The following is a 13,398-nucleotide window of genomic DNA, read 5'->3' as shown; positions in this document are numbered from 1 at the left end:
GGGTGCGTATTGTAAGCAAAGCAGAGTGATGACGTATGGCTAACACGCAGGCGCGGCCGTTGCTGGTGTATGTGCATGGTTTCATGAGTAGTGGCAGTACCCTGAAGGGACAGGCGCTCAGACGCCATTTCGGCGATCGTTTTGAACCTTGCACGCCCACCTACCCGCAAACATCTCCATCGGCCAGCATCGAGGCGCTGGAAAAGGAAATCTCAGCTGCCGGGGCGCAAAAGGGTGTGATTGTCGGTTCATCACTGGGGGGATTTTATGGCCAGTATCTGGCCGCCCGGCATGGATGGCCGCTGGTGATGATCAACCCTGCGCTGGACATGGCCTGTGTGCCGTCCTCCCTGACCGGCACGCACGTCAATCCTTACACGGGAGAGAAAGTGGTTGTGGACGAAACTTGGCTGGCGCAGTTGGCCCCATTGCACACTGAACCGGTTTCACCGTCGCAGCTGATCGTCTGTGCGGATGACACCACGGTGCTGCCGCGATGTGCGCTGGAGCGGTACGATAGCATCGCCGAGGTGGTTTTTCAGCCGCAAGGCGGACATGCCTGCTGGCCGCTGACGCCAGTCTTGCCCCAGTTGGATGCCTTTATGCGCTGTCAGTTTGGCATTTGATCAGGCGAGGATATCCAGCAGTCGTCCGATATTTTCGTTCCACGACTTCACGGCCTTCAACTGGACCTGGGCCGCAATGGTGTGCTGATTAAGGTCCACTAGCGGCTTTTCAAAACCCTCTGGATTGTTGGGCGTCATGCGTAGCGCATCTTCGTTCAGCGAAGCAAACTGGCGATTGAGCCCGTTCATGGCCGTGTGTAGCATGTCAGTTGTCGGGATATTCATGGCTGCTGACCTTTTTCGGCGTATTGGTAATTGAACTGATTGAGTCGATAGAGCACAAATACCGGTTGGGTAGGATCACCATCGACCCGGTCCACGCGGATGGTCATGATGTCGTCCTTCCATTCATAGGCGTAATAACCGGGCATGCCGCCCCACTGCCGGTAGATGGTACGGTTGGGCGGGCCCAGCTGTTCCTCCAGTGTCAGCGCCACTTCTTTGGTGGTGATGGGATCCATGCTGTTGTGGGTGAGCACCTGCTTGTGGGGACTGAATCGGTACACGCGCTTGAGCCACTGAAACTTGCCGTTGGGGTCGTAATGGAATTCCAGCAGGTAGCTGTCGCGCATGCGTGACCAGGGATAAAAGATATCCACATTGATCTGTCTGACGGTGGTGGGCGCCTGCATAAAGCCGCCATTGCGCCACAGGTGCTTGCGGATCTGGTTGAGGTCCGTCTTGGCCAGCTCAAGCCCCATGAAGGTGACTTCAGACGGTTTGACGGCCGCTGCAGTGGGGGCTGCCAGTATGAGCAGAAGCAATAAGGAAATCAGTCGGTTCATGCCGACTGTATCGGCAGGCCGAGGCGTTCCTTGATGGTTTGCAGCGGCAGGGGCGCACTGCCGTCGAGGATGAGGTGGGGTTCGTCGTCCGTGGGGCGCTCCAGCGCTTCGGCCTGATGATGCATGACGGTTTCAGAGGCATCGGAGGGGTCATTGTCTGCACGCATGCGTTGGCGAATGCGCTGCGCACAGGTGTCTGTGCCCACCTCGATGCTGAGCACCAGCGCGGGGCAGTTGTATTCGCCAGCCAGTGCCAGTGCCGGTGCGCGGTGACTTTTGCGCAGGTAGGTGGCATCCAGAATGACCGGACGTCCGGCTTCGAGCACGTGCCGTGCCTGCTTCAGCAGCTGGGCGTAGGTGCGCCGACTCATCTCTGCACTGTAAAGGCGCTGCTGTGCGGTTTCATTCTGTGGTCGCTCGGTCAGGGCCATACCGGCAAGGCGCTTGCGTTCCACATCGGAGCTGATCACCACCGCATCCAGCCCCTGTGCCAACTGATGCGCCAGCGTACTTTTGCCACTGCCGGAGATACCTTGCATGATGATGACGGCAGGATGTGCCCTGACATAGGCATAGTGCTCTGCCAGTGCAATGTAGTCGAGCACACGCGCCCACTGCTGTTCAGCCGCCTCATCATTCAGTTGCAGGGCACGCAGGCCGCCAATCTTGGCGCGAACCAGTGCCCGGTAGGTCTTGTAAAAGTTCAATAGCGGGACACCTGCGTAGTCGCCTGTGACCTGCAGCCAGCGGTTGAGGATTCGGTTGGCCTGTGGCCGCAGATCGCGTGCATCCAGATCCATCAGCAGAAAGCTCATGTCGCTGATGGGGTCGATCCAGCGAAACTGGTCATTGAACTCGATGCCGTCAAAGGGCACCGGTTCGCCGTCGATCAAGGTGATGTTATCCAGATGCAGGTCGCCATGACAGGCGCGAATATCCCCGTGATTCCGCCGCCATTGCAGCAGATCGGCCAGCCGGTCGCGCTGTGTCCAGGTCCAGTTTTCCAGCCTCTGCAGGCGTTCGCGCTGCTTTGGCAGCTGGCCATAGAGTGTGGGAAAGTTGTCCGTCATGGGTTCAATCACGTTGTCCGGCTGTCCCCAGGGCGCATCCTCTGCCACATTTTCAGCCTCAAGGTGAAACGCGCCCAGCTTGTCGGCCAGCTTCAACAGCAGTTCGTTCGGCAGCGCGCCGCGCGCACTCAGCCGGCTCAAGACCTGTTCCGGATCAAACTGCCGCATGCGCACGGCACACTCCTGCCAGGCATACTGTCCGGTGCCGGAAAAGAGGGGCAGTGTCTCCGCACTGGCGAGACTGATGACACCCTGATCGGTCAGAAGAACCGTGTCCAGATACAGTTCAGGGGCGAAGCGGCGGTTGAGGCGCAGCTCCTCATTGCAAAAAAAGCAGCGCTGTTCCAGGGTAGAGAAGTCGAGGAAACCAAAATTGACCGCTTTTTTTACCTTGTAGGCGTATTTGCCGGTCAGATAGACGCTGGAGATATGCGTTTCGATCTTGCGCACCGGCTGTTCGATGGGGTGGTCGAAGTGCTCCGGTCGATTGAAAAACTCATCGAGGTGCGCAGTCATGGGCGGGTATGGCCTGCTGTTGAGGAATCAGCTGGCGATTATAGTGGGCTTTGCCCCATTCCCAAAGTGTGGAGACGGTTTCATTTTCAAGTTCTTTGGGAACATCCAATCCCAAATGCCTGAAGACGCAGGCTAAAACGGGTGAGGGCGCCTTTAATGGCAGTGCGCGGCTGCGCGCCCGCTTGGAAAACTTGATCCCTTCGGGTGTCGTAATTACGGGATGGTGGCCATAGTGTGGAGAGGGTCGCTCGAGCGCAAACAGAACCTGCCGCTGCGCAAAACTGCTGCGCAGCAGATCGGCGCCGCGGATGACGTGAGTGATGCCCATGTCAGCTTCGTCCACCGCGCAGACGAAATGGTAGCCCCAGATGCCATCGGCGCGTTTGATCACAAACTCGCCGACTTCGCCGGGGCAATCACAGGTCTGATGACCTTGAATCAGATCATCGAAGGCGTCCTGTTCCCGCACACCCTGCAGGCGCCAGGCAGGGGGCTTGTCAAAGGCCTGCGGAGGATTCAGGCGGCAGTGACCGCTATAGAGTCCACGTGGATGACGGGCAAACACCATCTTGCGGCTGCAGGTGCAGGGGTAGATGTATCCCGATCGCTGCAGGGCGTCGAAGTGGGCAGCATACAGATCATGGCGTTGCGATTGATACACTACGCCTTCCCAGGCAAAGCCATAGGTTCCCAGCGTGTCAAGAATGCTGTCGGTGGCGCCGGGGACGACACGGGGGGGGTCGATGTCATCGATGCGCAGCCACCATTCGCCATTGTGTACAAGGGCGTCGAGAAAGGAGGCGGTGGCGGCGATAAGTGAGCCGAAATGCAGCGGCCCGTTAGGAGAGGGGGCAAAGCGCCCCCGATAAAAAGAGGTATCAGGCGATGCCTTGCTTTTCACGCATTTCCTGCTTGCGCTTGGCTTCCACGGTCATGGTGGCGGTGGGGCGGGCTTCCAGACGCTCAAGGCCGATTTCTTCTCCGGTCATCTTGCAGTAGCCGTATTCGCCGTTTTCGATATCCTTCAGGCTGGCTTCGATCTTGGCCAGCAGCTTGCGTTCGCGGTCGCGGGTGCGCAGTTCGATGGCGAACTCTTCTTCCAGCGTGGCGCGGTCATTCGGATCGGCGGGCGCTTCGCTGTCGGATTTCAGGTGCTCGACCGTTTCTTCCGCCTCGCGCAGAATCTGCTCCTTCCATGCCAGCAGCTTGTTGCGGAAGTGCTCCAGCATGCGCGGGCTCATGTACTCTTCGCCCGGTTCCGGCACATATTTGGGATAGTCTTCGATGAACTGAAAGTCCTTGTCTTCAAATCCTGGCATGTTTGTGTCCTCTGATTATGATCCAGCGCAATGGTGCTTTATACCAATTTAATCCTGCTTGCGCAAGCAGGGTAAGTGATGGACATTTACGAGGGCTGTGGTAGGATTTGCGCCATTCGATTGAAACATGGAGAAATTACATGGCACTGGAAGCATTGCTGTTTGACGTGGATGGTACTCTGGCCGATACCGAAAAGGACGGGCACCGTGTTGCCTTTAATCTGGCATTCGAGGAAGCAGGCCTGGACTGGCACTGGGACGAAGAGCTTTATGGTGAACTGTTGGCGGTGACCGGCGGCAAGGAACGCATCAAGTACTATCTGGATCAGTTCAATACGGATTTTGAAAAGCCGGAGAATTTCGATGATTTCGTCAAGGGCCTGCATGCCGCCAAGACCGCCCATTACACGCGTCTGCTGGGCGAGGGGCGCATTCCCTTGCGTCCGGGCGTGGAGCGTCTGATCAACGAGGCCCGCGAGGCCGGCCTGCGCCTGGCGATCGCCACCACCACTACGCCGGAAAACGTGACCGCTCTGCTCGAAAATACCCTGGGTTCGGAAAGCATCGAATGGTTTGAGGTGATCGCAGCGGGCGATATCGTGCCGGCCAAGAAACCGGCACCCGATATCTACACCTGGGCAATGGAACAGATGGCCGTGGCGCCCGAGCAGTGCCTGGCGTTTGAGGATTCCGAGAATGGCATTCGCTCATCCTCTGCTGCGAACCTGGCCACGCTGGTCACCATTAACGACTACACCCGCGAGCATGACTTCAGCGATGCCGCGCTGGTATTGGATCATCTCGGTGAGCCGGATCAGCCGTTTACCGTGCTGGCTGGGGATGCCGGTGACCACACCTATGTTACCGTGGATCTGCTCAAGGACCTTCATCAGCGAGCAGTCGGGTAACCCCCCAGGCAGGCGGTCGTTCGACCGTCTGCGCGACAACATGTGGCAGCTGTGCGCTACGGAGACGCTGCCACATTGCATTTCGGCATCCGCCACCGACACAGAAAATCCTCTGCGGCGCGGGGGCGCCCAGCGCGTGCAGGCGTTCATAGCCTTTCTTTTCGATGGCGACTAATGCCTCCACAATCGCCTGAAAGCGAACCGCTTCCGGCAGGTGTTTATCCGGCCAGAGTCCCGCCTTTTTCGCATCGGCTTCGGGAAAGCGTTCCCCGACGCCACGCAATGGATAACAGGCAATGCCCCTTTTGGGTCCCGGTTGTCGCTTGCTTAATGCACGCACCTGCTCCAGTGAAAACATTTCCAGCAGGCTGCCGCCGCCCACGTTTGACGCGCCGCCGGCAAGCCAACGGCGACCCAGCCGATGGCTGTATATGCCGTGAGACGGCGAAAAGATGGGGCGTTCGCTGACGATTTTCAGCGCCAGGGTGGTTCCCAGACTGGAGACGGCATCGCCAAGCGCCTGGGCGCCCGCTGCCAGAAAACCGGCAATGCTGTCGGTGGTGCCGGCGTGGACCGTGCATTGGTGGGGAAATCCCCAGGTATCCTGCACAGCCTCCTGCACCGAGCCCAGTGGGGTTCCCGATGGCACGACCTTCGGCGGGGACAGAGGCGACAGTAGTTGTTCAATGACGTCAGGCCACTGTTCCCGTATCGGGTCATAGCCCAATTTCAGGGCGTTGTTCCAGTCGGTTGGCGGTGGAAACCCCAGAAACTGGGCGTTAAGCCAGTCGACCTGATGGGCGATGCGGGTACCTGATGAAACCGGGCAGTGATTGCGCAGCCACAGGACCTTGCTGAGCGTACTGGTCGCACCATGGGCGGCGCTGTCTGCGGGCAGTTGGTCACGTATGGCTGCATATTCCTGTGTGGCGCGGCCATCGTCATACATCAATACGGGTGAGCTGACTCCGTTGTCCCATAGCATCACCGTGGAAGAGGTGGCATCGGCAATAATGTGATGTACCCTGGACAGATGAGGTTTGAGCTCAAGGAGCACGCCGCTGAGCGCGGCCGACCAGGTTGTGGGCGACTGATCCGTCAGGGGGGCAGCGGCTTCCGCATGGATCTCTCCCGTTTCATCCGTGATCACACCCCGCAGCCCTGAGGTGCCGAGATCCAGCCCCAGAATCCAGCCGTCGCTCATGCTATGATGCCTCATCATCTCGAACCGTCGTCGTTATGCGCCTGAAGTATATCAAGCTGGCTGGCTTCAAATCCTTTGCAGAGCCTACACGCCTCGACTTTCCTGGCAATATCGTCTGTATTGTCGGTCCCAACGGCTGTGGCAAGTCCAACACACTGGATGCCATACGCTGGGTCATGGGCGAAAGTGCTGCCAAGGAGCTGCGTGGCGGCGAACTCAACGACGTCCTGTTCAACGGCACCGATCGTCGCAAGCCTGTCAGCCAGTGCAGCGTGGAGCTGGTGTTCGATAACAGCGATCATGGTCTCAAGGGTCCATGGAATCGCTACGAGGCCCTCTCTGTCAAGCGTGTGCACCATCGCGAGCAGGGTTCTCACTTTCTGCTCAATCAGCAGCGCTGTCGCCGCCGTGATATACAGGCGCTGTTCGATGGCACGGGCCTCGGGCCGCGCAGCTATGCGCTGATCGGTCAGGGCAGTATCAATCGCATTATCGAATCCCGCCCCGAGCAGTTGCGGCAGATGCTGGAGGAACTGGCTGGCATTGGCCACTACCGTCAGCGCCGCCGTGAAACCCTCAACCGCCTGGAAGCCACGCGGGAAAACCTCGCCCAGCTCACCATCCAGCTCACCACCTGGCAGGAACAGGCCGAGGCGCTTGCAGCCCAGTGCGAGACGGCACGGCGTCATCAGCAGCTGAGCGAAGCCCTCGAAAACCTGACCCGCACGGTATTTCGCGGTCGCTATGCAAAGCTGATGCAGCGCCTGCAGCAGGACGAGGCCGCTCTGCAGGCACAGCAGGCAGCCTTCGTGCGGGCGCAGCAGGCGGTGGAGACGGTTGAAAAGGATCTTGTGCTGAAACAGCAGCAGTTGCCCCAGGTGAGCGAAGCCGTCGCCAATGCCCGTGCGCAGTGGCACCGGCTGGACAAGGCCTGTGATCTTACCCAGGCGCAGGCCGCTCAGTGGGAACGGCGCAAGGAACAGTTGACACAGCAGCGAACCGAGCTGATGCAGCGTCTGCAGACGCTGGAAGCACGGCGTTCGGCGCTTGAGGCACAGCTCGATGAAATGGAAGCTGTGCGTGCCCAGCTCAACAGGGAAAAGGCGGCGCTGGCACCCGAGCAGGCTGCACTGAAAGAACGGGTCAGGATGCTCACTGAAGCCGTTCAGGCCGCTGAGCGCGATGAGCGGCAGTTGCACTGGCAGCTGGATGGCATCAAACAGCGATTACGCACGGCGCAGGCAGAACATGAGCGTCTGCAACGGGAACAGGCCCGTTTGCAGCAGCAGCGGGATGCCTTGCAGCAGCGCTTGACATCCCTGACAGCCCCCCCCGAAACGGCGCCACTGGAGGAGGCGGTCGCGCAACAGGAAGCAACGATTGAGGCGCAGGCCTATGAAATCGAGCGCTTGCAGGATACGCTTGAGAGACTGCGAGGGCAGCTCAGCTATCAGGAAGCCGCTGTACTGGAAAAGCGCGATGCCGTGCAGCGAAGCGAAGCGGAGCTGGCCGGCCTGCAAGCTGTGCAGGCCAGTCTGCTGGAAGATGGTGGCGAGGCCGAAACGAGTGTGGGCAAGCCCCTGGTGGAGTTGGTGCACGTCACGGACCCCGCGTGGCAGCAGGCCGTTGAGCGCTGGTTGGGCAACCGGCTGGTAAAGGGGCGCATTGTCGAGGCATGGTCGGAACACCTTCCAGACGCGCCTTGGGTGGGGATTGATGCGCCTGCGGTATTGATAGATGATGGCGTCCCCCGATTGCACCAGATTCTGCAGGCACCCTGGCCTATCCTGCGGCAGGCGCAGTTTGTTCGGCTGACGGAAAAGGAGGGGGTCCCCGACTTTTTGGAAAGCCTCGCCGAACACGAGTCCGTATTGAGCCCTGCTGGGGTGCTGTATCGCCGCTTTGAACGCATTTTGCCCGTTGCAGGGAGCGGGGAAGGGGCTTTGGCACGCCAGCGCCGCATTGAAACACTTCAAAGCGAACTTGATACGTTACGGCCCAAGCTGTCGGACGCTGAAGAAACCCTCCAGCACCTGCAGGCTGAGCGAGCCGAAATGGAACAGGCACTGCGTGCGGCTCATCAGGCGCGTGAAGCCACTCAGCGCGGCCTGCAACAGGTGCAGAAGCAGCTGCTGCAGGCGCGGGAAGCAGAAGCCCGGTATCAGCAGCAGCGGGTTGAACTTAACCGTCAGTTGGCCGACATTGTCCAGCAACTGGATAAGCTGGCGCCGCAGCTGCTGGAAGTGAATGAACAGTGTCAGCAACTCGAGGCGGAGAAGGCAGGGTTGCAGGCTCAATGGCGGGAGGCCGAGACCGCCGCGTTGCAGCAACGACAGCATTTGCGCACGGTGCGTCAGCAGCTCGAAGCGCTGACATCGAAACAGGCCGCCCTGATGCAGCGCGAACAACAGTTGGCCGTGGATGAGGCCCGTCTGTCGGCTGAGCGGGATCAGCTGCAGACCCGTGCCCATGAAATCAACGGCATGCTGGAGCAGGCCGCTGCTGATCTTGAACAATTGCTGCAAACGTCGCCGCCATCGGTTGATGAGGCGTTTCAGGCGCGTGATAAGGCCAGGACGTTGCTGGCGCAGGCCGAATCGGAGCTGCAGGCAGCCCAGAAGCAGGTAGAGGCCCTGCATCAGCAGCGTCACGAGGCGGAGCAGGCACGCAACCGTGTGGAGCAGACGCTGGCCAAGCTGGAAGTGGCCATTGCGCAGGCGCAGCAGCAGCTGCAGGCGCTGGCACAGAGTGCACAGGAGGAAGCGGGGCTGTCACCTGCCCAGTTGCGACAGCTTGCTTTGCAGGAACCTGTGGATTTGGCGGATGCCGAGCGACAGCTCAAGCAGGTCAAGCGGGAACTGGCACAGTTGGGCCCGGTAAACATGACGGCAGTGAGTGCCTGGGAAACCCTGCAGAAAAAGATAGAGGATCTGCAGGCACAGAAGGCGGATGTGGAGGCAGCCGTGGAGCAGCTGGAAGCCAGCATCCGCACGATTGACCGGGACTCGCGCAAGCGCCTGCGCGAGACCTGGCGCGAGGCACGCACGCGTTTTCAGGCGATGTTTCCGCGCATGTTTCGAGGCGGTGAAGCCGATCTGGTCTGGGTGGATCCCGATGCGGATCCGCTGGAAGGGGGGCTGCTGGTGATGGCGCGTCCGCCTGGCAAGCGCAATACACGCATTCAGATGCTCTCCGGCGGGGAAAAGACGCTCACGGCCCTGGCACTGATTTTTGCCTTCTTCGAAATGCAGCCTGCGCCCTTCTGTGTGCTCGATGAGGTGGATGCGCCGCTGGACGATGCCAATGTGTTGCGTTTCTGCGAGCTGGTCAAGGGAATGGCAAAGCGATTACAATTCATTTTAATTACGCACAATAAAACCACCATGCAGATGGCAGAGCAGCTGCTGGGTGTCACCATGAATGAACCGGGCGTATCGCGCGTGGTGTCCGTGGATCTTGATGCTGCCATGGAAATGATTGGAGAAGAGGCCTCATGAATGAATTGCAACTGACGCTGCTGGTTTTGGCGCTGGCCTTTGTGGGCGGGCTGTACTGGATGAGTCAGAAAAAGAAGTCCGCAACGGCTGCCGATGCCAAAACCGCTCACTCCGAGCAGGCGCCTTCCCAGCAACCGCAGCAGCACAGTCCGCTCATGGACCCGCCCGCCGAACCATCGGCTCAGACTGAGGGGGTGCCACCGGAGCAGGCCTCCCTGTTCGACGAACCGGCCCCGGTCTTCGAGGAAAACGGTAAGAAAGTTTTGCAGGTGGATGATGCGCCGGACGAGGATATCTTGCCTGTGGAGGTCCAGCCCAGCTTTGGCAAGCCGCAGCATCAAACCGAAGCGGAAGCACCTCAGCAGGATGTGGCGCGCTCCGAACCCCAGGTTTTCTCCATCATGCTGTTGGGTACGCACGAATACACCCTGCAGGAGATTCACTCCGCGCTGCGCAGCTTCAATGTTGCCTACGATGCCGCTACCGGTTTCTACTGCCTGGTGGATGAAGACGGCCATGATTACGTGCGCATCGTCAATGCCCTCAATCCGGGCGTCATTCCGCCACTGGAAGAGGATGATGGCAGTTTCCGCACGCCGGGTATTGCGCTTGTTCTTGGTCTGCCCACCACCATTCACGCGCCGCGCGCCATGGAAGAAATGCTGACACTGGCGCGCAAGCTGTCGCAGAAGCTGGATGCCACCATGTATGACATCAACCGTACCCGCCTGCGCGAACCTGACCTGCAGCGCATGCGTTCCGCCGCACTGGATTACGTCTCCAAGCCTGTGGGTAACATGGAATGACCCGAGAGCAAGCAGCGCAGCGAATCGAAGAACTGCGCAAGCTGATTCGGCACTATGACTATGCCTACTATGTGCTGGACAATCCCGAAATATCCGACGCCGAGTACGATCAGCTGTTCAATGAGCTCAAGCAGCTTGAGGCGCAGTTTCCCGACCTGATCACGCCTGACTCTCCCACACAGCGGGTGGGTGGACAGCCGCTGAATGCCTTTGAAAAGGTCCGTCACCGCGTACCCATGCTGTCGTTGGACAATGCTTTCAGCGACGAGGAGCTGGCCGCATTCGAACAGCGCATTCTTGAGCGCACGCCGGATATTCCTCAGCCAATCGAATACAGTGCCGAACCCAAGATGGATGGCCTGGCCATCAATTTGCGCTATGAAAACGGCGTTCTGGTGTCCGCCTCCACACGGGGTGATGGTGAAGTGGGTGAAGATGTCACCCAGAACGCCATGACGGTGCGCGCCATTCCGCTGCGACTGATGACGGATGCCCCCTTTGAGGTGGTCGAGGTACGCGGCGAGGTCTTCATGACCAAACAGGCCTTTGAAGAACTCAACCGACGCCAGCTGGAAAAGGGTGAGAAGGCGTTTGCCAACCCGCGTAACGCGGCGGCCGGCAGCTTGCGCCAGCTGGATCCCAAAGTGACTGCAGAGCGCAAGCTCAGCTTCTATTCCTATGGCTGGGGCGAGGTCAGCGACGGTGTGGTGCTGGAGACCTATACCGCCACCCTGAACCGATTCCGCGAATGGGGCGTGCCTGTCAACCCGTTGATGGAGGTGGTGCACGGCCTCAATGGTATGACGGCCTATTTCCAGCGCATGACACAGTTGCGTCCCGAACTGGACTATGACATTGACGGCGTCGTCTTCAAGGTAAATCTTATTGAATATCAGCAGCGGCTGGGCTTTACCGCACGGGCGCCTCGCTGGGCGATTGCGCGTAAGTTCCCGCCGCAGGAAGCCTGGACCAAACTGCTGGACATCATCGTGCAGGTGGGGCGCACAGGCGTGTTGACGCCGGTGGCCAAGCTGGAGCCGGTGCGGGTGGGTGGCGTCACCGTCTCCAGTGCGACACTGCACAATATGGACGAAATCGAACGCAAGGATATTCGCATCGGCGATTACGTCATTGTGCGCCGTGCGGGGGATGTCATTCCGGAGATCGTGGGACCGGTGCTTTCCAAGCGGGACCCCACCAGGGTGAGCAAGTTCGTCATGCCGAAGAAATGCCCGGTTTGCGGCTCGGATGTGATCAAGGAGCCGGACAAGTCCATCTACCGCTGTTCCGGCGGGCTGGCGTGTCCGGCCCAGCGGCAGCGCACGCTGGAGCATTTCGCCTCGCGCAAGGCGATGGATATTCGGGGCATGGGGCCGAAGGTGATTGCCAAGCTGATGGAAAAGGGCTGGGTACAGCACCCTGATGATTTTTACCATTTGACCTTCGAGCAGCTGATTCAGCTGGAAGGGTTCAAGGAAAAATCCGCCCGCAAGCTTCTGGCAGCCATCGAAGCCTCCAAAAATACCACTCTGCCGCGTTTCCTGTATGCGCTGGGGATTCCCGAAGTGGGTGAGGTGACCGCTGAGGCGCTGGCCGAGCATTTTGGTGATTTCGACGCCATTCGCAATGCCACACCCGAACAGCTGATGGAAGTGGAAGGCATTGGCGAGATTGTCGCCCAGAACATTCAGACCTTTTTCCAGCAGCCCATTAACAAAAAGGTTATCGACGGCCTGCTGGCAGCGGGGATTCACTGGCCGAAACCGCAGAAACCGGCCGAGCATGTGGACAGCCCGTTCGCCGGCAGGACAGTGGTGCTCACCGGCACGCTGCACAGCATGACGCGCGAAGAGGCGAAAGCGAAGCTGCAAAGCCTCGGCGCCCATGTCACCAACAGTGTGTCGCGCAAAACCGACTACGTTATTGCCGGTGAAAACCCTGGCTCCAAGTACACCAAGGCCCAGCAGCTGGGCGTCACCATTCTGGACGAAAACGCCTTCCTGGAGATGCTCAATGGTTCGACCGCGTAACGTCAACAAGAAACGCAGTGCACGCAGCGCGCCCAAGTGGGAAACGGAAGACGTTTTCGAAAGCCGTACGCAGCTCAAGCTGGCGGCACAGGAAGTGACCGAGCTGGGCGAGCGCCTTGCCAGCATGAAACCCAGTGAGCTGGCACGCTACCCCTTGCCGGACGATATTCTTGCTGCCATCGAACAGCTGCGCCAGTGCAAGCCAGGACCGGGCTATAAGCGTCAGAAGCAGTACCTGGGCAAACTGTTGCGCGGTGATGATGAATTGCTCGCTGCCATCCGTGCCACGGACGAAGCACTCGTGCTGGAAGGCAAGCGTGCCGAAGTCAGGGTACGTGAGCTGGAACAGTGGCGTGCACGCCTCCTCGACGAAGGGGATGCGGCGCTGGCGGATTTCATGGCGGCCTATCCGCGTGCCGACCGGGCGCGCCTGCGGCAGCGGCTACGCATGGCTCAGAAGCATGCGCCGGAGAGTGATGCTGCCAAAAAAGCCTATCGTGATCTGTTTCAGGCGCTGAAGGACGAGACGGAGCTTGCCTGAAAGAATATTCCACCCTATAATTATTTTTTTGGTTTTCACCCTTACTGCTATCGGTTGGCGGTCAGGGCGTGTTGATGACAACCGATTCAAGGAGAA

Annotated in this window: 12 protein-coding genes; 6 read left to right on the top strand and 6 right to left on the bottom strand. The window is 59.4% G+C overall.

Features of this window, described 5'->3' with window-relative positions; genetic code table 11:
• Positions 1-35: 35 nt before the first annotated feature.
• A complete protein-coding gene (locus tag BUQ81_RS05260) occupies positions 36-626 on the top strand; it encodes a YqiA/YcfP family alpha/beta fold hydrolase (RefSeq protein ID WP_074201326.1) in 591 nt (196 codons plus the stop codon).
• Here the strand turns inward: BUQ81_RS05260 and BUQ81_RS05255 are convergent, their stop codons facing one another.
• From BUQ81_RS05255 to dksA, 5 genes are read right to left on the bottom strand one after another with little or no spacing between them, the layout of a single operon-like run.
• On the bottom strand, positions 627-851 hold the full coding sequence (locus BUQ81_RS05255; RefSeq protein WP_143598462.1) for a hypothetical protein: 225 nt from the start codon (positions 849-851) through the stop codon (positions 627-629).
• A complete protein-coding gene (locus BUQ81_RS05250; RefSeq protein ID WP_074201324.1) occupies positions 848-1,411 on the bottom strand; it encodes a hypothetical protein in 564 nt (187 codons plus the stop codon). The genes BUQ81_RS05255 and BUQ81_RS05250 overlap by 4 nt, the downstream gene beginning before the upstream one ends.
• The gene (locus BUQ81_RS05245) at positions 1,408-2,997 is read right to left on the bottom strand and encodes a bifunctional aminoglycoside phosphotransferase/ATP-binding protein (protein WP_074201323.1); all 1,590 of its coding nucleotides are present in this window, start codon (positions 2,995-2,997) and stop codon (positions 1,408-1,410) included. Before BUQ81_RS05245 ends, BUQ81_RS05250 begins: the two co-directional genes overlap by 4 nt.
• Complete coding sequence (gene gluQRS, locus BUQ81_RS05240; protein ID WP_074201322.1) at positions 2,978-3,898, bottom strand: tRNA glutamyl-Q(34) synthetase GluQRS; 921 nt, start codon at positions 3,896-3,898, stop codon at positions 2,978-2,980. The genes BUQ81_RS05245 and gluQRS overlap by 20 nt, the downstream gene beginning before the upstream one ends.
• The gene (dksA, locus tag BUQ81_RS05235) at positions 3,876-4,316 is read right to left on the bottom strand and encodes an RNA polymerase-binding protein DksA (RefSeq protein WP_074201321.1); all 441 of its coding nucleotides are present in this window, start codon (positions 4,314-4,316) and stop codon (positions 3,876-3,878) included. The genes gluQRS and dksA overlap by 23 nt, the downstream gene beginning before the upstream one ends.
• A 140-nt stretch (positions 4,317-4,456) precedes the next feature.
• On the opposite strand from dksA, the gene BUQ81_RS05230 reads away from it, so the two are divergent.
• Complete coding sequence (locus tag BUQ81_RS05230) at positions 4,457-5,224, top strand: HAD family hydrolase (RefSeq protein WP_074201320.1); 768 nt, start codon at positions 4,457-4,459, stop codon at positions 5,222-5,224.
• Here the strand turns inward: BUQ81_RS05230 and BUQ81_RS05225 are convergent.
• The gene (locus tag BUQ81_RS05225; RefSeq protein WP_074201319.1) at positions 5,193-6,428 is read right to left on the bottom strand and encodes an FGGY-family carbohydrate kinase; all 1,236 of its coding nucleotides are present in this window, start codon (positions 6,426-6,428) and stop codon (positions 5,193-5,195) included. The two genes, BUQ81_RS05230 and BUQ81_RS05225, sit on opposite strands and share 32 nt — an antisense overlap.
• 35 nt (positions 6,429-6,463) lie before the next feature.
• Between BUQ81_RS05225 and BUQ81_RS05220 the strand changes: the two genes are divergently transcribed.
• The 4 genes from BUQ81_RS05220 to yjgA are packed head-to-tail and all read left to right on the top strand — an operon-like array spanning position 6,464 to position 13,302.
• On the top strand, positions 6,464-9,925 hold the full coding sequence (locus BUQ81_RS05220; RefSeq protein WP_074201318.1) for an AAA family ATPase: 3,462 nt from the start codon (positions 6,464-6,466) through the stop codon (positions 9,923-9,925).
• Positions 9,922-10,731 carry a cell division protein ZipA C-terminal FtsZ-binding domain-containing protein gene (locus tag BUQ81_RS05215; RefSeq protein WP_074201317.1) on the top strand — a complete coding sequence of 270 codons (810 nt, stop codon included), beginning with the start codon at positions 9,922-9,924 and terminating at the stop codon, positions 10,729-10,731. Before BUQ81_RS05220 ends, BUQ81_RS05215 begins: the two co-directional genes overlap by 4 nt.
• Positions 10,728-12,761 carry an NAD-dependent DNA ligase LigA gene (ligA, locus tag BUQ81_RS05210; RefSeq protein WP_074201316.1) on the top strand — a complete coding sequence of 678 codons (2,034 nt, stop codon included), beginning with the start codon at positions 10,728-10,730 and terminating at the stop codon, positions 12,759-12,761. The genes BUQ81_RS05215 and ligA overlap by 4 nt, the downstream gene beginning before the upstream one ends.
• The gene (gene yjgA, locus BUQ81_RS05205; protein WP_074201315.1) at positions 12,745-13,302 is read left to right on the top strand and encodes a ribosome biogenesis factor YjgA; all 558 of its coding nucleotides are present in this window, start codon (positions 12,745-12,747) and stop codon (positions 13,300-13,302) included. Before ligA ends, yjgA begins: the two co-directional genes overlap by 17 nt.
• The last annotated feature ends 96 nt before the right edge of the window (positions 13,303-13,398 follow it).

Origin of the sequence: Sulfurivirga caldicuralii (assembly GCF_900141795.1) — a bacterium.
GTDB classification, from domain to species: Bacteria; Pseudomonadota; Gammaproteobacteria; order Thiomicrospirales; family Thiomicrospiraceae; genus Sulfurivirga; species Sulfurivirga caldicuralii.
The sequence above is the reverse complement of the archived record's forward strand: the minus strand, read 5'-3'. Positions and strand labels throughout refer to the sequence as shown.